Below are 25,224 nucleotides of genomic sequence, written 5' to 3' on the forward strand. Positions count from 1 at the left end.
ATCCCGTTAGAAGAGAAGAAGGCGGCCAGTCATGATTCAGATGCAAACAAACCTCGACGTCGCGGATAATTCCGGCGCCCGTCGTGTCATGTGCATCAAGGTGCTGGGCGGCTCGAAGCGGAAATACGCTTCCGTGGGCGACATCATCGTGGTGTCGATCAAGGAAGCCATTCCGCGCGGCCGCGTGAAGAAGGGCGATGTGATGAAGGCGGTCGTGGTTCGCACGGCCAAGGACATTCGCCGCCCGGATGGCAGCGTGATCCGTTTCGACAAGAACGCGGCCGTTCTCGTCGACAACAAGAAAGAGCCGATCGGCACGCGTATCTTCGGACCGGTTCCGCGCGAACTCCGCGCCAAGAACCACATGAAGATCATCTCGCTCGCGCCTGAAGTGCTGTAAGGAGCCGGACCAATGCAAAAGATTAGAAAAGGCGACAAGGTCGTCGTGCTGGCCGGCAAGGACAAGGGCCGTTCGGGCGAAGTCCTCTCGGTACAGCCGAAGGAAGACACCGCGCTGGTGCGCGGCGTCAACATGATCCGCCGTCACCAGAAGCAGTCCCAGTCCCAAGAGGGCGGGATCATCACCAAGGAAGCGCCGATCCAGCTGTCGAACATCGCGCTGGCCGACCCCAAGGATGGCAAGCCGACCCGCGTCGGCTTCATCTTCCAGAAGGACGGCAAGAAGGTGCGCGTCGCCAAGCGCTCGGGAGAAGTCATCAATGGCTAAGGCTCAAACCACGAAGCCCAAGGCTGAAAGCAAACAGTCCAAGGCTCAGAACACGCCGCGCCTCAAGCAGGTCTACAACGAGACCATCCGCAAGGCGCTGCAGGAACAGTTCGGCTACGACAACGAGATGCAGGTTCCGCGCATCGACAAGATCGTGCTGAACATGGGCGTTGGCGAAGCGACCGCCGATTCGAAGAAGCCTTCGATCGCGGCCGAAGACCTGGCGATGATTGCCGGCCAGAAGGCCGTCGTTACCCGCGCCCGCAACTCGATCGCCGGCTTCAAGGTCCGCGAGAAGATGCCGATCGGCGCCAAGGTCACGCTGCGCAAGGAACGCATGTATGAGTTCCTCGACCGCCTCGTGAACATCGCACTGCCGCGCGTCCGCGACTTTCGCGGACTGAATCCGAAGAGCTTCGATGGCCGTGGCAACTACGCCATGGGCATCAAGGAACACATCGTGTTCCCGGAGATCAACTACGACAAGGTTGATCAGATCTGGGGCATGGACGTCATCGTTTGTACGACTGCGAAGACGGACGACGAAGCCAGGGCATTGCTCAAGGCCTTCAACTTCCCCTTCCGCCAGTAACGGCAGCGAGAAAAGGAAAAATCTGAAATGGCAAAGACCAGCTCAGTCGAGAAGAACAACAGGCGCCGCAAGCTTGCCGACCAGTACGGTCCCAAGCGGGCTGCGCTCAAGGCGATCATCATGGATCAGTCCAAGCCGATGGAAGAGCGTTTCCGCGCTCAGCTCAAGCTTGCCGCCATGCCGCGCAACTCGGCCAAGATCCGCATCCGCAACCGCTGCGAAGTCACCGGCCGTCCGCGCGCCTACTATCGCAAGCTCAAAGTATCGCGCATCGCGCTTCGTGATCTCGGCAATAACGGCCAGATCCCGGGCCTGGTCAAGTCGAGCTGGTAAGGAGGACATAACATGTCATTGAGCGATCCTCTCGGCGATATGCTGACCCGCATCCGCAACGCGTATGGCCGCAAGAAGTCGAGCGTTTCGACGCCGGCTTCGCGTCTGCGCACCCGCGTCCTCGACGTGCTGAAGGCTGAAGGCTATATCCGCGATTACAGCCAGACCGACTTCGACAACGGCAAGTCCGAAATCGAGATCGAGCTGAAGTATTTCGACGGCGCGCCGGTCGTGCGCGAAATCGCCCGCGTTTCGAAGCCAGGCCGCCGCGTCTATGTTTCGGCCAAGTCGATTCCGCAGGTCGCAAACGGCCTCGGCATCGCCATCCTTTCGACACCGAAGGGCGTGATGGCCGACCATGAAGCACGTGAACAGAACGTCGGCGGTGAGATCCTCTGCCAGATCTTCTGATCTGGCAGTTGACCGCAAAGTGGAATCCGGTCTTCGGATCGTTCCCGAAGACAGAGACCTGAAACAAGAGAAGTGACGAGGACAACAAAATGTCTCGTATTGGAAAGAAACCCGTTTCGCTGCCGCAGGGCGTGACCGCGACCGTCAACGGCCAGACCGTGACGGCGAAGGGCCCCAAGGGTGAGCTGAAGTTCGTGGTGAACGACGAAGTGCTGGTCAAGATGGAAGGCAGCGAGATCGCTGTCCAGCCGCGCGACCAGACCAAGACCGCCCGCTCGAAGTGGGGCATGTCGCGCACGCAGATCGTCAACATCCTGCAGGGTGTCAAGGACGGTTTCGAGAAGAAGCTCGAGATCACCGGCGTCGGCTATCGCGCGGCACTTCAGGGCAAGAACCTGCAGCTGGCGCTTGGCTTCAGCCATGACGTCGTCTATGAGACGCCGCAGGGCATCACCATCACCGTGCCGAAGCCGACTGAAATCACCGTGGCCGGCATCGACAAGCAGCAGGTCGGCCAGGTTGCGGCCGAGATCCGCGAGTATCGTGGTCCCGAGCCTTACAAGGGCAAGGGCGTCCGCTACGCCGGCGAGAAGGTCGTCCGCAAGGAAGGCAAGAAGAAGTAGTAGGCCTGGCCTCGAGAAGTTGAAGACTTTTCGGAAAGGGCCAAGCCAAGAGTGTAACGCCGCGGGGAGCGGTCGCGGGAGGCGCTTTCGCCTACCGCATATGGCGGCCCCCGTTTTTTGAAGGCAAGGAAGACCATCATGGGTACCAAGGAATCCACGCAGCGCCGCGCGCAGCGCGTCCGTCGTCAGATCAAGAAGGTCGCCGGCGAGCGTCCGCGTCTGTCGGTCCACCGCACGTCGAAGAACATCTATGTGCAGGTCATCGACGACGCCAAGGGCCACACCATCGCCGCCGCTTCGACGCTCGAGAAGGACTTCAAGGGTTCGCTCAAGACCGGCGCCGACACCGCTGCCGCCACCGCGATCGGCAAGCTGATCGCCGAGCGCGCCACCAAGGCCGGCGTCAAGGAAGTCGTCTTCGACCGCGGCGCTTACATCTATCACGGCCGCGTCAAGGCGCTCGCCGAGGCTGCCCGCGAAGGTGGCTTGAGCTTCTAAGCATAGTCCCGAAAAGTTGCAGACTTTTCGGATAAAGATTATGCGAAGGAAATGATTTCGCCCCCGGTGACCGTTTCCCGATTTATTCGGGGCGAGGCACCGGATCTTATCAGCAACCGTGCTTCCGGAAAAAAACAAGGAACAGGATATGGCACAGGAACGTAGGGATGGCGGCCGCGGCCGCGATCGTGAAGAACGCGATGACGGCATGGTGGACAAGCTCGTCCACATCAACCGCGTCGCCAAGGTCGTCAAGGGCGGCCGTCGCTTCGGTTTTGCAGCACTCGTCGTCGTCGGCGACCAGAAGGGCCGCGTCGGCTTTGGTCACGGCAAGGCGCGCGAAGTGCCGGAAGCTATCCGCAAGGCAACTGAATCGGCCAAGCGCGACATGATTTTCGTGCCGCTGCGCTCGGGCCGTACGCTGCATCACGACGTCGAAGGACGCTGGGGTGCTGGACGCGTGCTGCTGCGCGCCGCCAAGCCAGGTACCGGCATCATCGCCGGTGGCCCGATGCGCGCTGTCTTCGAGACGCTCGGCATGCATGACGTGGTCGCCAAGTCGATGGGTTCGTCGAACCCCTACAACATGGTTCGCGCCACCTTCGACGCGCTGAAGAGCCAGATGCATCCCAAGGATGTGGCTGCTGCTCGCGGCATCAAGTATTCGACCCTTCAGGCCCGCCGCGGCACCGCCGTTGCGGCTGAAGAATAGTCGATCTGACCAGGGATTTTGACCATGGCCAAGAAAGCAACCAAGACCATCACCGTTGAGCAGATCGGTTCGCCGATCCGCCGTCCGAAGGAACAGCGCGCGACGCTGGTCGGCCTCGGCCTCAACAAGATGCACAAGCAGCGCACGCTGGAAGATACGCCCTCCGTGCGCGGCATGATCGCTGCCGTCCAGCATCTCGTCCGCGTCGTGGACGAGGGCTGAGCCAGAGCGCAGGAGAAGTCAGATGAAACTCAACGATCTGCGTGACAAGGACGGCGCGACGCACTCCAAGAAGCGTCTCGGCCGTGGTATCGGCTCCGGCTCCGGCAAGACCGGCGGCCGCGGCGTCAAGGGCCAGAAGGCGCGCTCCGGCGTCGCCATCAACGGCTTCGAGGGTGGCCAGATGCCGCTCTACCGGCGCCTGCCGAAGCGTGGCTTCAACAACATCTTCGCCAAGAGCTTCACCGTCGTGTCGCTGGCCCGCATCCAGGTGGCCATCGACGCCAAGAAGCTCGACGCCAAGGCAACCGTGACGGCTGAATCGCTGGTTGCCGCCGGCGTCATCCGCCGCGTCAAGGACGGCGTGCGCATCCTCTCGGATGGCGAGATCAAGGCGAAGCTCGCCTTTGACGTCGCCGGCGCCTCCAAGGCCGCGATCGAGAAGATCGAAAAGGCCGGCGGTTCGGTCAAGCTGCCGCAGGAAAAGGCAGCTGCCGAGTAACGGCAATTTGAAGCGCGATCGGCAGGAGTGGGATCCGTTTTTGCTCACGATTTCGCTTTGATCTGCTCAACGAGGCGGCCGCGTCAACGCGGCCGCTTGCATGTTTAGAGCCCGGAGCTTATCTCGTGAGCTTCGGTGAAACGCGCCGCCTGACCTCAGGGCCATCAAGCGTTACCAAGCGGAGAATCAGGCATGGCTTCGGCTGCTGAACAATTAGCCTCGAATCTGAATTTCTCGGCCTTCGCCAAGGCGGAGGATTTGAAGAAGCGCATCTGGTTCACGATCGGCGCGCTGCTGGTTTATCGCCTCGGCACCTATATCCCGCTTCCCGGTATCAATCCCGACGCCTTCGCCCAGGCCTTCTCTTCGCAGAGCAAGGGCGTGCTCGGCATGTTCAACATGTTCGCCGGCGGCGCCGTGCAGCGCATGGCGATCTTTGCGCTCGGCATCATGCCTTACATCTCCGCCTCCATCATCATGCAGCTGATGACCTCGGTCATCCCGTCACTGGAAGCGCTGAAGAAGGAAGGCGAACAGGGCCGCAAGGTGATCAACCAGTACACGCGCTACGGCACCGTGCTGCTTGCGCTGGTCCAGGCCTATGGCATTTCTGTCGGGCTGGAAGGCGGCAACGGCATCGTCAGTGACCCCGGCATGTTCTTCCGCATCTCGACCGTCGTCACGCTGGTCGGCGGCACCATGTTCCTGATGTGGCTGGGCGAGCAGATCACCGCCCGCGGCATCGGCAACGGTATTTCGCTGATCATCTTCTCCGGCATCGTCGCCGGCCTGCCGCACGCCATCTCCGGCACGCTGGAGCTTGGCCGCACCGGCGCGCTGTCGACCGGCCTGATCCTGGCGATCATCGTGCTGGCTATCGTCGTCATTGCGCTCATCGTGTTCTTCGAGCGCGCCCAGCGCCGCTTGCTGATCCAGTATCCGAAGCGCCAGGTCGGCAACCGGATGTTCCAGGGCGATACCTCGCATCTGCCGCTGAAGCTCAACACGTCGGGCGTCATTCCGCCGATCTTTGCCTCGTCGCTGCTTTTGCTGCCGGCCACCGTCGCCGGCTTCTCGCAGACGACGAACCTGCCGGCGTGGGCAAGCACCGTGCTCGCCTCGCTCGGCCACGGCCAGCCGCTCTACATGCTGTTTTATGCGGCGATGATCGTGTTCTTCGCCTTCTTCTACACCGCGATTGTCTTCAACCCGAAGGACACCGCCGACCAGCTCAAGAAGCATTCGGGCTTCATCCCGGGCTATCGTCCGGGCGAGCGCACCGCCGATTACATCGATTACGTTCTCACCCGCATCACCGTCGTCGGCGCCATCTATCTGGTGCTGGTGTGCCTGCTGCCGGAGTTCCTGATCTCGGCGACTGGCGTACCATTCTACCTTGGTGGCACATCGCTTCTGATCGTGGTCAGTGTCACGCTCGATACGGTTGCGCAGATTCAGGGTCACCTGATCGCGCACCAGTATGAAGGCCTGATCAAGAAGTCGAAGCTGCGCGGGGGGAAGAAAGCCAGATGAGGTTGATATTGCTTGGGCCGCCAGGAGCGGGCAAGGGGACGCAAGCACAAAGACTGGTAGAAAAACACGGCATACCCCAGCTCTCGACGGGCGACATGCTGCGTGCTGCCGTCCAGGCAGGCACCGAGGTTGGCAAGCGCGCCAAGGCGGTGATGGATGCCGGTGAACTGGTGTCCGACGCGATCGTCAACGCGATCGTCGCTGAGCGTATCGATCAGCCCGACTGCGCCAAGGGGTTCATCCTCGACGGCTATCCGCGGACCCTGGTGCAGGCGGATGCGGTCGAGCAGATGCTGTCGGACCGCTCCCAGGGGCTCGACGCCGTCATTGAACTCGTGGTCGACGACAAGGCCCTGGTTGGCCGGATCGTCAAACGCGCCGACGAGGCGCAGGCCGCCGGCCTTCCCGTTCGCAAGGACGACAATCCGACCGTGTTCGAAGAGCGCCTGAGGGAATACTACAAGAAGACGTCGCCGCTGATTGGCTACTATTATGCCAAGGGCAAGCTCCGCAGTGTCGACGGCATGGCCGATATCGACGCCGTGACGGAACAGATCGAAGCGGTGCTCAAGGACGCGGTGCGGGGAAATTAACGATTGCACTTGACGGAGGCGGTTCGCTGCGGTATGGCGGCCCGTCTTCCTATCAGGCATGAGCTTTGCTTGTCCGCAAGGGCAAGGCAGCCGCATTGAACTGGAAACTCCCGCATGGGCCGGCCTCCACCGGACGCGGGGCAACTTAAGACAGCGCCGAGCCTACCTTGTTTTTGAGGATTGGCCGGCCCACATGGAGAAGGGAAGAACATGGCTCGTATAGCCGGCGTCAACATTCCGACCAACAAGCGCGTTGTCATTGCGCTGCAGTACATTCACGGCATTGGCAAGCGGTTCGCCCAGGAGATCGTCGACAAGGTCGGCATCCCGGCCGAGCGCCGCGTCAACCAGCTGACCGACGCGGAAGTGCTGCAGATCCGCGAGACCATCGACCGCGATTACCAGGTTGAAGGCGACCTGCGCCGCGAAGTCTCGATGAACATCAAGCGGCTCATGGACCTCGGCTGCTACCGCGGCCTGCGTCACCGCCGCTCGCTGCCGGTCCGCGGCCAGCGCACGCATACCAATGCGCGCACCCGCAAGGGCCCGGCCAAGTCGATCGCCGGCAAGAAGAAGTAATTTTTTAGGGGAATAAGGGAGTAGGGGAGTAAGGCAGTAGGGAATGCCCGCCAGTCGGGTCGCATTTTTCCCTACTCCCTTGCTGCCCTATTCCCCTACTCCCTTACGAAGGTGGAGCCGCTGGCATTACGGCGGTGTAGAGATCAACTGAAAGGACTATCATGGCCAAGGAAGCCGCTCGTGTTCGCCGTCGCGAACGCAAGAATATCTCGTCGGGCGTTGCCCACGTCAATTCGACCTTCAACAACACGATGATCACCATCACCGATGCGCAGGGCAATTCGATTGCCTGGTCGTCGGCCGGTGCCCAGGGCTTCAAGGGTTCGCGCAAGTCGACCCCGTTCGCTGCCCAGATGGCTGCCGAGGATGTTGCCAAGAAGGCCCAGGAACACGGCATGCGCATGCTCGAAGTCGAGGTCTGCGGACCCGGCTCCGGTCGTGAATCGGCACTGCGTGCCCTGCAGGCGGCCGGCTTCACCATCACCTCGATCCGTGATGTGACGCCGATCCCGCACAATGGCTGCCGCCCGCGCAAGAAGCGTCGCGTCTAAGCATTTACCGAACGCCGCGCGAGCGCCCTTGGGCGCTCCTCCGCGGCATTCCAGGTCGCCCGCCACGATTGGATGGTGGCGGGTCAACGGAAGGAAAGCATCATGATCCAGAAAAATTGGCAGGAACTGATCAAGCCGAACAAGATCGAGTTCTCGTCGAAGAAGAAGACGCTGACCACGCTGGTCGCCGAGCCTCTCGAGCGTGGCTTTGGCCTGACGCTGGGCAACGCGCTGCGCCGCGTGCTTCTGTCTTCGCTGCGCGGTGCGGCTGTTACCGCCGTGCAGATCGACGGCGTTCTACATGAATTCTCGTCCATCGCCGGTGTGCGCGAGGACGTGACCGACATCGTCTTGAATATCAAGGAAATCGCCATCCGCATGGAAGGCGATGGTCCCAAGCGCATGGTCGTTCGCAAGCAGGGACCGGGTGCGGTTCTTGCCGGCGACATCCAGACGGTTGGCGATGTCGAGATCCTCAACCCCGACCACGTCATCTGCACGCTGGACGAAGGCGCTGAAATCCGCATGGAATTCACCGTCGACACCGGCAAGGGTTACGTGCCGGCCGACCGCAACCGCGCCGAAGACGCGCCGATCGGCCTCATCCCGGTCGACAGCCTTTATTCGCCGGTCAAGAAGGTCTCCTACAAGGTCGAGAACACCCGCGAGGGCCAGGTTCTCGACTATGACAAGCTGACCATGACGATCGAGACCGACGGTTCGATCACCGGCGAGGACGCAGTGGCTTTCGCCGCCCGCATCCTGCAGGACCAGCTCGGCCTGTTCGTCAACTTCGACGAGCCGCAGAAGGAAGTCGCCGCCGAGGCCGTCACCGAGCTCGCCTTCAACCCGGCGCTGCTCAAGAAGGTCGACGAACTCGAGCTTTCGGTGCGTTCGGCCAACTGCCTGAAGAACGACAACATCGTCTATATCGGCGACCTGATCCAGAAGACCGAAGCCGAGATGCTGCGCACCCCGAACTTCGGCCGCAAGTCGCTGAACGAGATCAAGGAAGTCCTGGCGGCGATGGGCCTGCACCTCGGCATGGAAGTGCCGGACTGGCCGCCGGAAAACATCGAAGACCTCGCTAAGCGTTACGAAGACCAATATTGAGCATGAATTCCAAGGATCGGCGGCGTGGGTCGCTCGATCCGACGGTCATGCGGAAAACCATCAGAGGCCGCGGCCTCTTGAACAACTGAAGAAGGAAAAGAGCCATGCGCCACGGTTTCAAAGGCCGCCGCTTCGCCCGAAGCATTAGCCATCGCAAGTCGATGTTCGCCAACCTCGCCGTGTCGCTGCTCGAGCACGAGCAGATCGTCACCACCTTGCCGAAGGCGAAGGACCTGCGTCCGATCGTCGAGAAGCTGGTGACGCTCGGCAAGCGTGGCGACCTGCACGCCCGCCGCCAGGTCATTGCCCAGATCGGCAATGAAGGCGTCGTCAAGCGTCTGTTCGACACCATCGCGCCGCGCTACGCCAACCGCAATGGCGGCTATCTGCGCATCATGAAGGCGGGCTTCCGTCACGGTGACAACGCCGCCATGGCTGTCATCGAATTCGTCGATCGCGACGTCTCGGCCAAGGGCGCCGGCGACCGCGCTCGCATCGAGGCCGAAAGCGCTGACGCGGACGCCGCAGCCGCATAAGGCTCGGTTTTCCCAAATGAGTTCAAAGGGGCCTGCGGGCCCCTTTTTGTTTTCTGAAAGCAGCAAACCGCGCCGGAATCCGATTTCCGGGCATGCCCCTGGGGTTTTGGCCCAAAATAGTCGGATTTCAGCGGCTTAGCCTTTCATTTTGCACAATCGTCGGGACAATGCCCCCGAACTTGCCTTGGAGGATTCGCGAATGCGCGCCAGAAGACTGCCCTTTGTTCTGCTTTTCGCCACCATGGCGTTTGCGGCCGCACCGGTGGTCAGGCAGGCATTGGCCGAGGAGACCAAGACAGATCCCGGCCTGTCAGATGTGCTGACCGACCTGCTGCATGGCGTCGAGGGCGAGAACGCGACGTCCGGTCCCGACAAGCGCGTGCCGTTTGGCCGCGAGGAGGTGCAGCTGTCGTTTGCGCCGCTGGTCAAGCAGACGGCGCCGGCGGTGGTCAACGTCTATGCCTCGCAGACCGCCAAGGTGACATCGCCTTTCGACGGCGATCCGTTCTTCGAGGAATTCTTCGGCCGCTCGCAGCCGCGTGCGCAGTCTTCGCTGGGCTCCGGCGTGCTGGTCGATCCGACTGGCGTCGTGGTCACCAATTACCACGTCATCAAGGATGCCGACCGGGTCAAGGTGGCGACCGCTGATGGGCGTGAGTTCGACAGCAAGGTGCTGCTCAAGGACGAGACTCTCGACCTTGCCGTGCTCAAGATCACCTCGGACAAGCCGTTTCCGGTCATTGCCATCGGCGATTCCGACGCGCTCGAGGTCGGCGACCTGCTGCTGGCCATAGGCAACCCCTTCGGCGTCGGCCAGACCACCACCAGCGGTATCGTCTCGGCACTGGCCCGCAGCCATATCGGCGTCTCCGATTCCAGCTTCTTCATCCAGACCGACGCCGCCATCAATCCCGGCAATTCCGGCGGCGCGCTGATCAACATGGGCGGCCAGCTGGTCGGCATCAACACGGCCATCTACAGCCGCAGCGGTGGTTCGATCGGCATCGGCTTCGCCATTCCCTCGAACATGGTTCGCGCCTTTGCCGACGCGGCCAAGGCCGGGCTCGACTTCTTCGAACGGCCCTATATCGGCGCCGAGTTCGAAGCGGTGACGCCGCAGATCGCAGAATCGCTCGGCATGGAGAAGCCGACCGGTGCGCTGGTCTCGTCGGTCGAGGCGACCGGACCGGCCGCCAAGGCAGGGCTCAAGCCTGGCGACGTGGTGCTGCAGCTCAACGGCAAGCCGGTCGAGAGCATCGAAGCGCTGGACTACCGGATGGCGACGCTGTCGATCGGCACCACCGCCAATTTCGCGGTTCTGACCAAGGGCCAGCAGGCGGCGATGGATATCGCGCTGGAGCGTGCTCCGGAAGGCATGAAGGCTGCCGAGGTGACGCTGCATGGCCGCAGCCCCTTTTCGGGCGCCAAGGTCGCGGAGCTGTCGCCCCGGCTCGCGCAGCGGCTTGGCCTGCGCACGGACATCAAGGGCGTCACCGTGGTCGACATCAACCGCGATTCACCGGCCGCCGATTTCGGCTTCCAGCCGGGCGACATCGTGCGCGAGGTGAACGGCACCACCATCGATACCGCAGCGACCCTGGAGCTGGCGGCCAAGACGGATACGCGCTGGTGGCGCTTTACGGTCGAGCGCGGCGGGCAGATACTGCGTCAGGTGTTGCGTTATTAGGGCAGGGTTCCGTGCATTCGGGCTCATGCTCCAACGAAAAAGAAGTGCATGGCCGATCTGTTCAGCGTCGATGAACCGGAAAAGAAGCCGCCTGGGCGGCCGCTGGCCGACAGGTTGCGGCCGAGGAACCTTGGCGAGGTCGTCGGCCAGGAGCATCTGACCGGGCCTGACGGCGCGCTGACCCGGTTGATCGGTTCCGGCTCGCTCGGCTCGATGATTTTCTGGGGGCCGCCCGGCACCGGCAAGACCACCGTGGCGCGGTTGCTCGCCGGTGAAACGAGTCTCGCCTTCGAGCAGATATCGGCTGTCTTTTCCGGCGTCGCCGACCTGAAAAAGGTGTTCGAATCAGCCAAATTGCGCCGTGCCAATGGCCGCCAGACCTTGTTGTTCGTCGACGAGATCCATCGCTTCAACCGTGCGCAGCAGGACAGTTTCCTCCCGGTCATGGAGGACGGGACAGTCGTGCTGGTTGGCGCTACGACCGAAAACCCGTCCTTCGAACTGAATGCCGCTTTGTTGTCACGCGCGCGCGTTCTGGTCTTCCATTCGCTTGGCGAGGAGAGCATCTCCAAGCTGATGGCGCGGGCGGAGGAGACCGAGGGCAGGGCGCTGCCGCTCGACGACGAGGCGCGGGCCATGCTCATCCGCATGAGCGATGGCGACGGCCGCGCCTCTCTTACCCTGGCAGAGGAAGTCTGGCGAGCAGCCAAGCCCGGCGAGGTCTTCGATCCCGAGGGTCTGCAGCGCATCGTCCAGCGCCGCGCGCCAATCTACGACAAGGGCCAGGACGGCCATTACAATCTGATCTCGGCGCTGCACAAATCGGTACGCGGTTCAGATCCTGACGCGGCTCTCTACTATCTCGCACGCATGTTCGATGCCGGCGAGGATCCGCTCTATCTAGGCCGCCGGCTGGTGCGCATGGCCATGGAAGACATCGGCCTTGCCGACCCGCAGGCGCTTGTCGTCGCCAATGCCGCCAAGGATGCCTACGACTATCTCGGCTCGCCCGAAGGCGAACTCGCCTTTGCCGAGGCCACCGTCTATCTCGCCACCGCGCCCAAATCCAACGCCGTCTACAACGCTTTCAAGGCCGCCACGCGGGCCGCCAAGGAACACGGCTCGCTGCTGCCACCCAAGCACATCCTCAACGCGCCGACCAAGCTGATGAAAGAGGAGGATTACGGCGCGGGCTACCGCTACGACCATGACGAGCCGGATGCCTTTTCGGGGCAGGATTATTTTCCGGAGAAGATGGGTCGCCAGACCTTCTATGATCCGCCCGAGCGCGGCTTCGAGCGCGATATCAGGAAGCGGCTCGATTATTGGGCAAAGCTGCGCAAAGAGCGGGAATAGCCGGGTTGCGTGAGGCTATTGACCAGATCCAGCAGGCAGCCAGCCGGCCGCGGTAGCAGGGCCGTTGTGTGGTAACCCAAAAAACCTTATCAAGGCGCACGACCGGGCGGTGGCCATTGCCTTGATTTGGGCACCTCATTCGCAACAGGATCGCGCTTGGCGCGTGGAAAAATGACAAAAAATCTTCGCAAATCCCTTCGCAAATTCGCCATTGCCATCCCGCTTCTCGCCCTTGGCTTCTATTTCATCCCCATCCTGACGACGATCTTCATCGTCTGCGGCCTGATCGACGTGCTGCGCAACGACCGCAAGGATCTGTCGCTGTTCTCAGGCTATTTTCTCGGCAACGGCCTGTTCACCTGGCTGCTTTCGCCGTTCAACCTGCTGGTCGACCTCCTGTGCTACAGAAATCCTGGCGTGTGGAAGCTGGATCAGTTTCCCGCCGACTATCAACGCGAGGTCAACGAGGTCCTGGACATCTTCAAGGCGCGCAAGGATGAGATCATCGCCGATATCGATGCCAATTTCGGCGCCGGCCGGCGCGGCATGTATGTCTACCAGTGGTACGGCAAGCACAGGATCGACAACGTCGCCGAGTTCAACAAGGATTTCAAATACATCAAGACCATCGCCGTTTCCGTCTTCAGCAAGCGCGAATCGACATCCTGGCATTTCGGCCCGCTGCGGCTCAGCCTGCGCATTCTCTACAATCTGATCCCGGTTAAGTCGGAGATTTTCGTCGAGTGCGGCAACGTCAAGAACTACTGGTACGACAATCCGCTGTTCGTCTTCGACGACACGCTGCTGCATCGCTCGGTCAACGAGTATGACGGACGCCGCTACTGCGTGTTCATGGACATCATCCGGCCGTCTCCAGTTCCCAGACTGATCGCGGGCATGCTCGCCGTCGTCTCGGTGAGCGTCGAGCGCATCAATTCCATGTTCTACAAGAACTGGAAGATGATCGGTTCGACCAAGCCGAAGAATGCCGGGACGACCTGAGCTTTGGAAAACCGGCGCTGCCGGCGGCATTTGGGTGCTCTGCATGTGAGACTTGGCTATCCTGTGGCCGCTCATGCGCCGGAACGGCTCCTGGCTGCATGAACGGCGGCCCGGGCTGACTTTGACAGTTCTGCCTCTTCTCCTTCTGGCGGCTTCAAGTGACGAAGAACAGATCTCTCGGATTTTGGGCAACGACATATGTGTGCACCGCTCTTGTGGGAATTGCTCTTGCTCTCACCTATGTAGGGCTTGAACAGCCTGTCTATTACTGGGACTTCGCTGCCTATTTCGACACGTTCAGCCGGCAAGGCACGCTCCTGGTCCAGAGCCCTCTCGAGTGGCTCAGCCATTTGAGGACCTCGATCGCAACGGATGACTACAGTGCGGCGATCCTGGTGCCGCTGATGCCGTTTCACATCGTTTTTGGCGATTCGCGGTTTTCCTACATCGCCGGAATAGTCGCTGTTTATCTGGTCCCGACCGCTCTTCTCATCGGCAGAATAAGCTATCTGGAGGCGGCGACCGGGGCGTCTTCATGCCGAAGCTGGTTCACCGTATGGATTGCGGCCTTTCTCTACACGCCCTTCTGGGCGGCGACCCTTCGTGGGTTGCCTGACATTGCCGGCTGTCTCGCGCTTTGCGCGGCAACCTATTTTCTCTGGAAATCGAGGTTCCTGACCCATGAACCGGTGATCAGCGGAATACGTGTCGGCGTATGCCTGTGGTTGGCATTCATGCTGCGCCGCTGGTACGCTTATCCCGTCATCGGGGTCGGAATTTCCGCGGCCTTCTTCTGTTTTCTGCAGGTCGCCAAAGACCGGGACTTTCCCGCACTCCGCAATGCCGCCGTCGGGGGCCTGTGCGCGATCCTCGTGGTTGTCGGAGCCGCGCTGACCTTCCAGCAACCCCTGATCCTCAAGATACTGGGAACCAGCTATGGCGACCTTTACAGCGGATACAAGACGAGCTTCGTCTCACAGGTTGACCAGGTAGGATCGCGGCTCAGCTATGTGAACTGGCTGTTGATCGCATTTGGCCTTTACATCTCCATCATACGCCAAAACAGATTTTCCCTGTTCTGTGCCGTTGCTTCGGTACTCACCTTCTTCCTCTTCACCCGTATGCAGGACCCGGATCGCCATCATTCGGTGCCAATGTTTCTTTGGCTCTTTCCTGCCTACGCCCAGGCAATCGTTGCGATCGTTTCGATGCCGGCGCTGAGATCGCGATGGTCGAACGCCGCGATAGCCGTTGCCGCCATGCTGGCGTTTTTCGGTACCTTTTTCCCGATAAGCCGCCAGGTGCTGTCACCGATCAGCTACGTCTTTGCCAGGGAAGCCACGCTCCCGCTGCACCTCGACAATCTTCCAGAATACAGGCGCCTTATCGATGACCTTCTTGGAAAGATGGGACCTGGGGACCGGTTGTCGGTATTTGCGTCCAGCGGGATCATGAGCGACTCATTGCTCTATGAAATGGACAAGGACCTTTACCCTCGCATCGAGTGGGCTTGTCAGGTCGATAGTCGCGATCGATTCAGACCGGCGGCGTTGAAGTCCAAATACGTTGTCGTGACCGATCCGCCCGTTACCCATCTGCAGCCGGGTGCGCAGCTCTGTGTCTCGATACCGGACCAATACATTGTCGAGGGCAAAGGCATCGGCGCAGCATACAGGCGCATCGCGGCGTACCAGCTGTCCGGCGACGTCAAGGGCTACCTCTACGAACAGGTGCGCCCTATCGGCAAAACGGAGATCGATGACCTCTATAACGAGTTCAGGAAAAAATATCCGGGATGGGCAACGCCTGAGTGGTGACGAGCTCGGCTGATCCGTGCGGTTGCGCCCACAACGAGGGATTGACCGGGCAGCCCTGCGGGGGCAGTAAACGGTCATGTTCAATCTGTTTCTCGTCGTCGTCGGTGGCGGCATCGGTGCCGGAATTCGTCACCTTACCAACATCGGCGCGCTGCGTTTTGTCGGCCCCAACTATCCCTGGGGCACGATGGCCATCAACGTCATCGGCTCCTTCGCCATGGGGCTGTTCATCGCCTCCATGATGCGCCGTGGCGGATCGAACGAGGTCAGGCTGTTCGTTGCCACCGGCATTCTTGGCGGCTTCACCACCTTCTCAGCCTTTTCGCTCGATTTCGCGACGCTGTGGGAGCGGGGAGCCACGCTGCCTGCGCTGGGTTATGCCCTTGCCAGCGTCATTGGCGCCATTATCGCCCTGTTTCTGGGACTTTGGCTCGCAAGAAGCCTGCCTTAGTGCTATTGCCGCGCCAAGAACAGGCCGAGCTTGGCTCGGGAAACGGATAAGCGACAAAAAACATGGCAGGCGTTGAACAGATCACGGTGGAAGCCGGTGAGGCGGGCATGCGGCTCGACCGCTGGTTCAAGACCCATTTCCCGGGCCTTGGTTTCGGCCATTTGCAGAAGCTTCTGCGCTCCGGCCAGATCCGTGTCGACGGCGGCCGGGTCAAGGCCGACACCCGTGTCGAGCCCGGCCAGATGGTTCGCGTCCCACCGCTCGAGGTTGACAAGAAGGGCGAGAGTGCGCTGACCGGCCACTCGATCCGCAACCAGGGCGATGCCGATGTCCTGTCGAAAATGCTGATCCATGAAGACCCTAAGGTTTTCGTCTTCAACAAGCCGGCGGGCCTTGCGGTGCAGGGCGGCTCGGGCGTCACCCGCAATGTCGACGACATGCTGGAGGCCTGGCGCAACCAGAAGGGCGAGAAGCCCAGACTGGTTCACAGGCTCGACCGCGACACTTCGGGCGTGCTGGTCGTCGCCCGCACCCGACTGGCCGCCATGAAGCTCTCGGAAGCGTTTCGCGCCCGCGAGACCAAGAAGACCTATTGGGCGCTGGTCAAGGGCGTGCCGCCCAAACGCGAGGACAAGATCTCGACCTGGCTGATCAAGGAGCCGACGCCGGACGGTGACCGCGTGCGGGTCGCCGCGCATGGCGAAAAGGGCGCCGACCACGCTGTGTCCTACTACCGCATCATCGAGCAGGCGGCGCAGACGATGACCTGGCTTGAAATGGAGCCCTATACGGGCCGCACCCACCAGCTTCGCGTCCATGCCGCCTACATCGGCTGCCCGATCCTGGGCGATCCGAAATATTTCGAGGCCGACACCAACTGGGACTTTCCCGGGGGCATTCAAAACCGCCTGCATCTGCACGCCCGCCGCATCATCATTCCGCATCCCGACAAGGGCGTCATCGATGTCACGGCGCCAATGCCACCGCATATGCGCCAGAGCTGGAACCTGATCGGCTTCGACGACGCCAGCGCGGAGGACTGATCGTGAGCGGCGCCACCGACGCGCTCGACCGGCGCGACACGGTCGACCTGGCCGCCGCCGCGATCATGGTCGGGCTGACCTTTTCCTGGGGGCTGAATTACGTCGCCGCCAAGATCTCCTACGCTGGCTATGATCCGGTTTTCCTGTCGATCGCGCGCTCGATCATCGGCGGCATGTGTGTCTTTGCCTGGTGCCGGTGGCGCGGCATCGCGCTTTTCACGCGCGACGGGACCTTGCTCGCCGGCATCGTGGTTGGCGCGCTTTTCGGCATCGAGTTCCTTTGCCTCTATGTCGGCCTGGAGCATACGACCGTTGCCCGCAACACGCTGCTGGTCAACACCATGCCGTTCTGGATGCTGCTCGGCGGCCATTTCCTGCTCGGCGAGCAGATCACGTTGAGAAAATTCCTTGGCCTGCTGCTGGCCTTTGCCGGCCTTGCCGCGGTGTTTTCCGACAAGCTTGGCGGCGGCGGAGACATGCTGTTCGGCGATCTGCTGAGCCTTGGCTCCGGATTCTTCTGGGCTTTGACCAACATCCTCATCAAGCGGTCGAAGCTGGTCGAGGCGAGCGCCGAGAAGCTTCTGTTTTACCAACTCGCCGGGGCAGCGATCGTAGGCGTATTGGTGCTGCCTCTCGCCGGCCCGCCCGTTCGCGACCCGACCGTGCTGCCGACCTTGGCGCTGCTTTTCCAGGCGGTCTACATCGTCGCCTTCACCTATGTGCTGTGGTTCTGGCTGCTGCGGCGCTATCCGGCGTCAGGCTTGTCCAGTTTCACCTTCCTGTCGCCGGTTTTCGGCGTCCTGTGCGGAGCCATGTTCTTGAATGAGCCGCTGACCATGCGCATTTTCCTGGCACTTGGCCTGATTGCCGCCGGCCTGATCATCGTCAACCGGCCGGCGCGCAAGCTGACGCCGGTGTAAGAGAGACCTTCATGCGTGACATCCTCAACGACCTCGAAGCGGGCAAGTATCTCTCCGACCCGGATCCTGTGCGCCGCGCCCAGATCCAGATGAAGACGCCTCTGCCCAAACGCTTCTACAAGGCCGCCTCTGTGGCACCTTTCGACAGTGGCTTTGCCGTGCATCTCGACGGCAAGCCGGTGCGGACGCCGGGCAAGGCGCTGCTGGTGCTGCCGACCGAAGCAGCAGCCGCGCTCGTCGCCGACGAGTTCGCCGCCCAAAGCGAGACCATCGATCCGGTGAAGATGCCGGTGATGCGCCTCGTCAACACGGCCATCGATGGCGTCGCCAGCGACCCGCAGGCGGTGCTGGAGGATATCCTGCGCTTTGCCTCATCCGATCTCACCTGCTATCGCGCCGACGCACCGCAAGGGCTGGTGGAGCGGCAGAACCAGCATTGGGATCCGGTGATCGACTGGGCGAGGACACTCGGAGCCCGCTTCAATCTGGCCGAGGGCATCATCCATGTCGAGCAGCCGCGCGAGACCATCGCCGTGCTGGGCAGCCATCTTGCCCAGCGCGCCGAGCCGCTGCGGCTCGCCGCCATTCATGTGATGACGTCGCTGACCGGTTCGGCGCTGCTGGCGCTGGCTGTCGATTTCGGCGAGATCGACGCTGAGGCTGCCTGGGCCGCTGCTCATGTCGACGAGGACTGGCAGATCGAGCATTGGGGGCAGGATGCGGAGGCCGTTGCCCGCCGCGCGGCTCGCAAGCGCGACATGATGGCTGCCGCCGGCCTGCTGCAAGCGCTCAAGGGCTAGGGGTTTACCAACTCGCCCGGTTTCATCCCGCAGCGCACCTAATACCAAAGTCATAATCCCAAAGACGCGCTGCCTTTGGCGGGCGCTTTCTGTCATTTTTCCCCGATGGCTGTCGTTGAGTCCGTGCTCGGAGGAGAACGCGGACAGTGTCGCGCAGCAATGAGAACGGATCTCACGGGAGGATAACGCAATGGCAATAGCATCGACCGCCGGCGGAACAAGCCGCGGCATGACGCGGGAAGAGAAGAAAGTCATCTTCGCTTCCTCGCTCGGCACCGTTTTCGAATGGTATGATTTCTATCTCTATGGCTCGCTGGCGGTGTTCATCGGTTCGACCTTTTTCAGCCCAGCCATTCCGGAAGCGACCCGCAACATTTTCGCGCTGTTGGCTTTCGCCGCAGGCTTCCTTGTGCGCCCGTTCGGCGCACTGCTGTTCGGCCGCATCGGTGACCTTGTCGGCCGTAAATATACTTTTCTTGTCACCATGACGATCATGGGCCTGTCGACCTTCCTGGTCGGCTTGCTGCCCGGCTATGCCACTTTGGGCATCGCCGCTCCCGTGATCCTGATCATCCTGCGCATGCTGCAGGGCCTGGCTCTGGGTGGCGAATATGGCGGCGCGGCCACTTACGTCGCCGAACATGCGCCGGACAACCGGCGCGGCTACTACACCTCGTGGATCCAGACCACGGCGACGCTCGGCCTGTTCCTGTCGCTGGTTGTGATCCTGATCGTACAGGCTTCATTGAGCAAGGAAAACTATGCTGCCTGGGGCTGGCGTATTCCGTTCATCGTGTCTTTCCTGCTGCTCGGCATCTCGATCTGGATCCGGCTTTCGCTTTCCGAATCCCCGACCTTCCAGCGCATGAAGGATGAGGGCAAGGGCTCCAAGGCGCCGCTGACGGAAGCCTTCGGCCAATGGAAGAACGCCAAGATTGCACTGCTGGCGCTGCTCGGCCTCACAGCCGGTCAGGCCGTGGTCTGGTACAATGGCCAGTTCTACGCGCTGTTCTTCTTGACCAACGTGCTCAAGGTCGACGCGCAGTCGGTCAACATCATGATCGCGGTCGCCCTGGCGGTCGGTTCGATCTTCTTCGTCGTCTTCGGCTGGCTCTCCGACAAGATCGGCCGCAAGCCGATCATCATGGCGGGCCTTGCGCTGGCGATTGTCTGCACCTTCCCGCTGTTCAAGGCACTGACATGGGCTGCCAATCCGGCACTCGCCACGGCGCAGCAGAACACCAGGGCGACGGTGACCGCGGCGCCGGGCGACTGCAAGTTCCAGTTCAATCCGGTTGGCACGGCGAAGTTCACGACATCCTGCGATATCGCGACTTCTTTCCTGACCAAGAACTCGGTTCCCTATGACGTGGTGTCGACGGCTGCCGCCGGCACACCCGCATCTGTCAAAATCGGCAACGAGACGGTCGAGTCCTATGACGCCATCGCCGCCGGTGATCAGGCCAAGACCAAGGAAGCGGCCTTCATCAAGGCCGTCAATATGTCGCTGCAGGACGGCGGCTATCCGCTGAAGCGCGCGGCAGCCAAGGTTGCGGACCAGAAGCTCGATGCGTTTGTTGCCGCCAACCCGGAACTGAAGCTGGACGCCGCTGCCATCCGTGCCGGTGAAAAGGCGACGGTGCCGATCGACCAGGCGGTCAAGGACAAGCTGCTGACCACCGATGAGGCAGCGGGCGCACCCGAAGTCACCGTCTACAACATTCCAGGCGGCGGCGCGTTCGCCATGTTCGCCGATCCTGCAGCAGTGAACTGGCCAATGACGATCGGCATCCTGTTCATCCTGGTGCTGTTCGTGACCATGGTCTACGGGCCGATCGCGGCGATCCTGGTCGAGATGTTCCCGACCCGCATTCGCTACACCGGCATGTCGCTGCCCTATCACATCGGCAATGGCTGGTTCGGTGGACTGCTGCCGGCAACCGTGTTCGCGCTCAGCGCCTACAAAGGCGACATCTACTATGGCCTTTGGTACCCGGTGGTGATCGCGGCTATAACGCTGGTCATCGGCATGATCTTCGTCAAGGATACGCTCGGCACCGACCTGCACGCCAAGGAGTAGGCAGCCCCAGCGTTCAAAAGAAAGCCCGGCGCGAACGATCGCGCCGGGCTTTTTCTTTTCAGGCCAATTCGTTGGCGAGGGCTGCTGCCCTTTGTGTCAGCTCTTGCGGCCCCGGGCCTCTTCCTCGATGGCTGCCTCATGGTACCAGCCGTCGCCGAAATCCGCGCGGGCACCACGCAGCGAGGCAAGCTCTGCCGCAAACTTAGCCTTTCCGCTCAAATTTGAGGCAGAGAGGCGTGCTGCCGCCGGGAACATCAAAATTTTGGCCGACGGTCGTGTGGAAATGACTTCCATTGCCGGGTTCCTTTCTTCCGCCGAACCTTTTCGATTCAACTTGGCCTGAAGATAAGGTCTGCAATCAAGTTAGGCAATATGCCTATGAAAAGATCAGCGTTTGCACATTATTTGTGCAAATAAGGACTGTGATGGATCCGGGCGCATTGCTTAGGCGGCTCACCGACTTCCGGTGGATGCCGCGTCAATTTTGTCGCACCCTCCGGACCAAGAATGGCACACGAATTGCATTTTAAGTGTGCGGCAGGCCGGCTGCTGACGGCAGACGCATGTCGACGCCGTTCAGTGTTCGGTGATCAAGCAACGAGAGGCTAGAATGACGAAATACAAGCTCGAGTATATCTGGCTCGATGGATATACCCCGGTCCCCAACCTTCGCGGCAAGACGCAGATCAAGGAATTCGCCGAATTCCCTGAACTCGAGCAGCTGCCGCTGTGGGGCTTCGATGGTTCCTCGACCCAGCAGGCCGAAGGGCACAGCTCCGATTGCGTGCTGAAGCCGGTTGCGGTCTATCCGGATCCCGCCCGCACCAACGGCGTGCTGGTCATGTGCGAAGTCATGATGCCCGATGGTGTCACGCCGCATGCCTCAAACAAGCGCGCCACCATCCTCGATGACGAGGGCGCCTGGTTCGGCTTCGAGCAGGAATATTTCTTCTACAAGGACGGTCGCCCGCTCGGCTTCCCCGAGAGCGGCTATCCCGCACCCCAGGGCCCGTACTACACCGGCGTCGGCTATTCCAATGTCGGCTCCGTCGCGCGTCAGATCGTCGAGGAGCATCTCGACCTCTGCCTCGCCGCCGGCATCAACCACGAAGGCATCAACGCCGAAGTGGCCAAAGGCCAATGGGAATTCCAGATTTTCGGCAAGGGCTCCAAGAAGGCCGCCGACCAGATGTGGATGGCCCGCTACCTCCTGCAGCGCCTGACCGAGAAATACGGCATCGACATCGAATACCACTGCAAGCCGCTCGGAGACACCGACTGGAACGGCTCTGGCATGCACGCCAACTTCTCGACCGCCTATATGCGCGAAGTCGGCGGCAAAGCCTATTTCGAAGCGCTGATGGCGGCCTTCGACAAGAACCTGATGGATCACATCGCCGTCTACGGCCCGGACAACGACAAGCGTTTGACCGGCAAGCACGAGACCGCGCCGTGGAACCGGTTCAGCTATGGCATTGCCGACCGTGGCGCCTCGATCCGCGTGCCGCATTCCTTCATCAAGAGCGACTATAAGGGTTATCTGGAAGACCGCCGTCCGAACTCGCAGGGCGACCCCTACCAGATCGCCTCGCAAATCCTGAAGACGATCGCCTCGGTTCCGGCAAGCGCTCAGGTTTCAGCCGCCGCTTAAGTGTTTCGGACTGTATGACAAGAGGACCCCGGCGTTTCGCGCCGGGGTTCTTTTTTGGCCGTTACCCGGCTGACTGCATTCCCGGTAAAACATACCCAGAAAAAGTCAGGCAGTTCCGGCGGTCGCTAATCGCCCGTGAGTTCCGGCCGCAGCCGTGCGGGTCTGCGGCGATCACTCGCCAGAAAGCCCGGAAAACCGCCTTTTCCAGCCCTTGTCCGGGGCGATGGATCTTCCATAAGCATCTGTTCATACAACGGAATCGGTCATTCGCCACCCGGCTGGCGGCGTTGACAGATCACGCTACGGCATGCGTATTCGCAGGCCTTGGGGTTACGTCACGCAATGCTGTTCGGACGGGCGGGGTTTTCTTGAACGGCGGCATTGGCGTGGGCGCCGGACGAGCGGTCACTGTAGCCTGAGACAGTGCTCCGCTCGCTCCTGGCTCCGAAGTTGGCGACCGAGCCGCCTCCCTTGATCATTTACTGAACACCGCCGAGTTGTGATTGAAGCGACGCGCTCAAGCCGGCCGCTCCGATGGACCGTAGGTCCAAGAATCCGGGCATCCTATGATCGTCGAAGACGAAAGGCGGATACGGCTGTCCATGCGCGGCTGCCGTGCAGGCGAGGCATGCCGGTCGGCTGGCAATTCCTATGGAGCGCAGCAAAAAGCCCTTGAAAGAGGGACGTCTTTCAAGGGCTTGAGCATTATAGCTAATCTTGGACCGAGATTGAATCTCAGACGGAGTAGTACATGTCGTACTCGACCGGATGCGGGGTCATTTCGAAGCGCATCACTTCGGCCATCTTCAGCTCGATGTAGCTGTCGATCTGGTCGTCATCGAAGACGCCGCCGGCTTTCAGGAAGCCGCGGTCCTTGTCGAGGCTCTGCAGGGCTTCACGCAGCGAGCCGCAGACGGTCGGGATCTTCTTCAGCTCCTTCGGCGGCAGGTCGTAGAGATCCTTGTCCATCGGCTGGCCGGGATGGATCTTGTTCTTGATGCCGTCGAGGCCGGCCATCAGCAGCGCTGAGAAGGCGAGGTAGGGGTTCGCGCCCGGATCGGGGAAGCGGACCTCGACGCGCTTGGCCTTCGGCGACGAGCCGAACGGGATACGGCAGGACGCCGAGCGGTTGCGCGCCGAATAGGCGAGCAGAACCGGCGCTTCATAACCCGGCACCAGGCGCTTATAGGAATTGGTCAGCGGGTTGGTGAAGGCGTTGATCGCCTTGGCATGCTTGATGACGCCGCCGATGAAGAACAGGCAGCTTTCCGACAGACCGGCGTATTCATTGCCGGCGAAGGTCGGCTTGCCGTTCTTCCAGATCGACATGTGGACGTGCATGCCCGAGCCGTTGTCGCCGAAGATCGGCTTCGGCATGAAGGTGGCCGTCTTGCCATAGGCGTTGGCGACCTGGTGGACGACATACTTGTAGATCAGCATCTTGTCGGCGTTGCGCACCAGCGCGTCGAACTTGATGCCGAGTTCGTGCTGAGCCGCCGCCACCTCGTGGTGGTGCTTTTCAACGCGCACGCCCATTTCGGCGAGCACGGTCAGCATTTCCGAGCGCATGTCCTGTGCGCTGTCGATCGGCGGCACCGGGAAGTAGCCGCCCTTGATGCGCGGACGGTGGCCGAGATTGCCGGTCTCATAGTCGGTGTCGTCGTTCGACGGCAGCTCCGTGGAGTCGAGCTTGAATCCGGTGTTGTAGGGATCGGCCTTGTACTTCACGTCGTCGAACACGAAGAACTCGGCTTCCGGGCCGACAAAGATGGTGTCGCCGATGCCTTCGGCCTTCATGTAGGCCTCGGCCTTCTTGGCCGTACCGCGCGGATCGCGGTTGTAGGATTCACCCGAAACCGGATCGAGGATGTCGCACAGGATGACCATGGTCGACTGCGCGAAAAACGGGTCCATGTGGACCGTTTCCGGATCGGGCATCAGCACCATGTCGGACTCGTTGATGGCCTTCCAGCCGGCAATCGACGAGCCGTCGAACATCACGCCATCGGCGAACATGTCTTCCTCGACCTCGATGACATCCATCGTCACGTGCTGCAGCTTGCCCTTCGGGTCCGTGAAGCGCAGGTCGACGAATTTCACGTCGTTGTCCTTGATCTGCTTCATGATGTCTTTGGCTGTCGTCATGTCATGTATCCCTGTGTGATGACTTTTTTTGATGATGACGTTTTTCGGGAGGATGGCGCGGTCGGTCAGACCGCGTCCATGCCCGTTTCGCCGGTGCGTATACGCACGACTTCCTCGATATTGGAAACGAAGATCTTGCCGTCGCCGATACGACCGGTCTGGGCCGCCTTGCGGATGGCCTCGATCGCACCTTCGACCGCGTCGTCGCCAAGCACGACCTCGATCTTCACCTTGGGCAGGAAATCGACGACATATTCGGCGCCGCGGTAGAGTTCGGTGTGACCCTTCTGACGACCGAAGCCTTTTGCTTCGGTGACGGTGATGCCTTGCAGTCCGGCCTCCTGAAGCGCTTCCTTCACTTCGTCGAGCTTGAATGGCTTGATGATCGCTTCGATCTTTTTCATGTAAAAAGTGGCCTCCACTGCCAAAAAAACGGGTTGTGACCCCCCGCTTGCGCCTCCATCAAGCACGAACTGTGCCAATTCAGCGGATTCTAAGCGGTCTCATAAGATTTCAAAGCCGCGCCGCACCGGGATGCAAATTCGCGTCATTCGCTGCACCGGAAGCGGCATGGACTGCCAGAGCCTACACAGCGCCAGCACCTCCGTCCGCACAAAAATCAGGCATATTGCCTATCCCTCAGGCAACTTTCTGCCCGCGAGGCCTTCGTGCCAACGTTATGGCTGCAGATCTCGGCAACTCCCCCTTGTTTGCTTAGGATCGAAATCGGACAATGCTTGATCGCATGCG

Annotated in this window: 29 protein-coding genes; 26 read left to right on the forward strand and 3 right to left on the reverse strand. The window is 61.2% G+C overall.

The features are described from left to right. Positions 1 to 31 precede the first annotated feature (31 nt). The 25 genes from rplN (at position 32) to AC0NIL_RS18925 (ending at position 20,678) form a co-directional block, all read left to right on the forward strand. Entirely contained in the window at positions 32 to 400 is a 369-nt protein-coding gene (gene rplN, locus AC0NIL_RS18805; protein ID WP_006205457.1) for a 50S ribosomal protein L14, read from the forward strand. A 12-nt stretch (positions 401 to 412) separates the two neighbouring features. Then, entirely contained in the window at positions 413 to 727 is a 315-nt protein-coding gene (gene rplX / locus AC0NIL_RS18810) for a 50S ribosomal protein L24 (RefSeq protein ID WP_013531428.1), read from the forward strand. Further along, positions 720 to 1,319 (forward strand): 50S ribosomal protein L5, encoded by a 600-nt coding sequence (gene rplE / locus AC0NIL_RS18815; RefSeq protein ID WP_013531429.1) that lies wholly within the window; start codon positions 720 to 722, stop codon positions 1,317 to 1,319. The genes rplX and rplE overlap by 8 nt, the downstream gene beginning before the upstream one ends. Positions 1,320 to 1,346: 27 nt before the next feature. Further along, positions 1,347 to 1,652, forward strand: coding sequence for a 30S ribosomal protein S14 (gene rpsN / locus AC0NIL_RS18820; protein ID WP_013895695.1), 306 nt, complete (start codon positions 1,347 to 1,349; stop codon positions 1,650 to 1,652). Between the two features lie 12 nt (positions 1,653 to 1,664). Next, positions 1,665 to 2,063: a 30S ribosomal protein S8 gene (gene rpsH / locus AC0NIL_RS18825; RefSeq protein WP_013531431.1), complete on the forward strand. Its 399-nt coding sequence runs from the start codon at positions 1,665 to 1,667 to the stop codon at positions 2,061 to 2,063. A gap of 89 nt (positions 2,064 to 2,152) precedes the next feature. Continuing rightward, complete coding sequence (rplF, locus tag AC0NIL_RS18830; protein ID WP_275952958.1) at positions 2,153 to 2,686, forward strand: 50S ribosomal protein L6; 534 nt, start codon at positions 2,153 to 2,155, stop codon at positions 2,684 to 2,686. Positions 2,687 to 2,824: 138 nt separating this feature from the next. Continuing rightward, positions 2,825 to 3,184: a 50S ribosomal protein L18 gene (gene rplR / locus AC0NIL_RS18835; protein WP_013531433.1), complete on the forward strand. Its 360-nt coding sequence runs from the start codon at positions 2,825 to 2,827 to the stop codon at positions 3,182 to 3,184. A 148-nt stretch (positions 3,185 to 3,332) separates the two neighbouring features. Then, positions 3,333 to 3,896: a 30S ribosomal protein S5 gene (rpsE, locus tag AC0NIL_RS18840; RefSeq protein ID WP_473573960.1), complete on the forward strand. Its 564-nt coding sequence runs from the start codon at positions 3,333 to 3,335 to the stop codon at positions 3,894 to 3,896. Positions 3,897 to 3,920: 24 nt separating this feature from the next. Further along, on the forward strand, positions 3,921 to 4,118 hold the full coding sequence (gene rpmD, locus AC0NIL_RS18845) for a 50S ribosomal protein L30 (protein WP_006205449.1): 198 nt from the start codon (positions 3,921 to 3,923) through the stop codon (positions 4,116 to 4,118). Positions 4,119 to 4,140: 22 nt separating this feature from the next. Continuing rightward, entirely contained in the window at positions 4,141 to 4,617 is a 477-nt protein-coding gene (gene rplO, locus AC0NIL_RS18850; RefSeq protein WP_013531434.1) for a 50S ribosomal protein L15, read from the forward strand. Between the two features lie 192 nt (positions 4,618 to 4,809). Next, on the forward strand, positions 4,810 to 6,150 hold the full coding sequence (gene secY / locus AC0NIL_RS18855; protein WP_013531435.1) for a preprotein translocase subunit SecY: 1,341 nt from the start codon (positions 4,810 to 4,812) through the stop codon (positions 6,148 to 6,150). Further along, positions 6,147 to 6,743, forward strand: coding sequence for an adenylate kinase (locus AC0NIL_RS18860; protein WP_013531436.1), 597 nt, complete (start codon positions 6,147 to 6,149; stop codon positions 6,741 to 6,743). The genes secY and AC0NIL_RS18860 overlap by 4 nt, the downstream gene beginning before the upstream one ends. 210 nt (positions 6,744 to 6,953) lie before the next feature. Then, positions 6,954 to 7,322, forward strand: a complete 369-nt coding sequence (rpsM, locus tag AC0NIL_RS18865) for a 30S ribosomal protein S13 (protein ID WP_013531437.1) — start codon at positions 6,954 to 6,956, stop codon at positions 7,320 to 7,322. Between the two features lie 161 nt (positions 7,323 to 7,483). Continuing rightward, positions 7,484 to 7,873, forward strand: coding sequence for a 30S ribosomal protein S11 (gene rpsK / locus AC0NIL_RS18870; RefSeq protein WP_006205444.1), 390 nt, complete (start codon positions 7,484 to 7,486; stop codon positions 7,871 to 7,873). 102 nt (positions 7,874 to 7,975) lie between these two features. Continuing rightward, positions 7,976 to 8,986, forward strand: coding sequence for a DNA-directed RNA polymerase subunit alpha (locus tag AC0NIL_RS18875; protein WP_013531438.1), 1,011 nt, complete (start codon positions 7,976 to 7,978; stop codon positions 8,984 to 8,986). A gap of 104 nt (positions 8,987 to 9,090) precedes the next feature. After that, positions 9,091 to 9,522, forward strand: a complete 432-nt coding sequence (rplQ, locus tag AC0NIL_RS18880) for a 50S ribosomal protein L17 (protein ID WP_013531439.1) — start codon at positions 9,091 to 9,093, stop codon at positions 9,520 to 9,522. A 199-nt stretch (positions 9,523 to 9,721) separates the two neighbouring features. Next, positions 9,722 to 11,209 (forward strand): DegQ family serine endoprotease, encoded by a 1,488-nt coding sequence (locus tag AC0NIL_RS18885; RefSeq protein WP_275952959.1) that lies wholly within the window; start codon positions 9,722 to 9,724, stop codon positions 11,207 to 11,209. A gap of 48 nt (positions 11,210 to 11,257) precedes the next feature. Next, positions 11,258 to 12,565, forward strand: coding sequence for a replication-associated recombination protein A (locus tag AC0NIL_RS18890; RefSeq protein ID WP_013531441.1), 1,308 nt, complete (start codon positions 11,258 to 11,260; stop codon positions 12,563 to 12,565). Between the two features lie 171 nt (positions 12,566 to 12,736). Next, a complete protein-coding gene (locus AC0NIL_RS18895) occupies positions 12,737 to 13,567 on the forward strand; it encodes an aspartyl/asparaginyl beta-hydroxylase domain-containing protein (RefSeq protein ID WP_275952960.1) in 831 nt (276 codons plus the stop codon). Between the two features lie 158 nt (positions 13,568 to 13,725). Further along, entirely contained in the window at positions 13,726 to 15,384 is a 1,659-nt protein-coding gene (locus AC0NIL_RS18900; RefSeq protein WP_275952961.1) for a hypothetical protein, read from the forward strand. 76 nt (positions 15,385 to 15,460) lie between these two features. Continuing rightward, positions 15,461 to 15,835, forward strand: coding sequence for a fluoride efflux transporter CrcB (crcB, locus tag AC0NIL_RS18905; RefSeq protein ID WP_063172204.1), 375 nt, complete (start codon positions 15,461 to 15,463; stop codon positions 15,833 to 15,835). A 62-nt stretch (positions 15,836 to 15,897) separates the two neighbouring features. Beyond that, on the forward strand, positions 15,898 to 16,878 hold the full coding sequence (locus AC0NIL_RS18910; RefSeq protein WP_024505072.1) for an RluA family pseudouridine synthase: 981 nt from the start codon (positions 15,898 to 15,900) through the stop codon (positions 16,876 to 16,878). Between the two features lie 2 nt (positions 16,879 to 16,880). After that, complete coding sequence (locus tag AC0NIL_RS18915) at positions 16,881 to 17,798, forward strand: DMT family transporter (protein WP_275952962.1); 918 nt, start codon at positions 16,881 to 16,883, stop codon at positions 17,796 to 17,798. An 11-nt stretch (positions 17,799 to 17,809) separates the two neighbouring features. Beyond that, entirely contained in the window at positions 17,810 to 18,598 is a 789-nt protein-coding gene (locus AC0NIL_RS18920; protein ID WP_275952963.1) for an ATP12 family chaperone protein, read from the forward strand. Between the two features lie 190 nt (positions 18,599 to 18,788). Then, positions 18,789 to 20,678: an MFS transporter gene (locus AC0NIL_RS18925; protein WP_224674179.1), complete on the forward strand. Its 1,890-nt coding sequence runs from the start codon at positions 18,789 to 18,791 to the stop codon at positions 20,676 to 20,678. A gap of 96 nt (positions 20,679 to 20,774) precedes the next feature. Here the strand turns inward: AC0NIL_RS18925 and AC0NIL_RS18930 are convergent, their stop codons facing one another. Further along, positions 20,775 to 20,972, reverse strand: coding sequence for a DUF2735 domain-containing protein (locus tag AC0NIL_RS18930; protein ID WP_063168063.1), 198 nt, complete (start codon positions 20,970 to 20,972; stop codon positions 20,775 to 20,777). Between the two features lie 316 nt (positions 20,973 to 21,288). Between AC0NIL_RS18930 and AC0NIL_RS18935 the strand changes: the two genes are divergently transcribed. Next, a complete protein-coding gene (locus AC0NIL_RS18935) occupies positions 21,289 to 22,329 on the forward strand; it encodes a glutamine synthetase beta-grasp domain-containing protein (protein WP_013531450.1) in 1,041 nt (346 codons plus the stop codon). 735 nt (positions 22,330 to 23,064) lie between these two features. Here the strand turns inward: AC0NIL_RS18935 and glnA are convergent. Further along, the gene (glnA, locus tag AC0NIL_RS18940) at positions 23,065 to 24,474 is read right to left on the reverse strand and encodes a type I glutamate--ammonia ligase (RefSeq protein WP_013531452.1); all 1,410 of its coding nucleotides are present in this window, start codon (positions 24,472 to 24,474) and stop codon (positions 23,065 to 23,067) included. A 65-nt stretch (positions 24,475 to 24,539) separates the two neighbouring features. Next, positions 24,540 to 24,878 carry a P-II family nitrogen regulator gene (locus tag AC0NIL_RS18945; protein WP_006205430.1) on the reverse strand — a complete coding sequence of 113 codons (339 nt, stop codon included), beginning with the start codon at positions 24,876 to 24,878 and terminating at the stop codon, positions 24,540 to 24,542. Between the last annotated feature and the right edge of the window lie 346 nt (positions 24,879 to 25,224).

This window comes from Mesorhizobium sp. WSM1343, assembly GCF_055901535.1.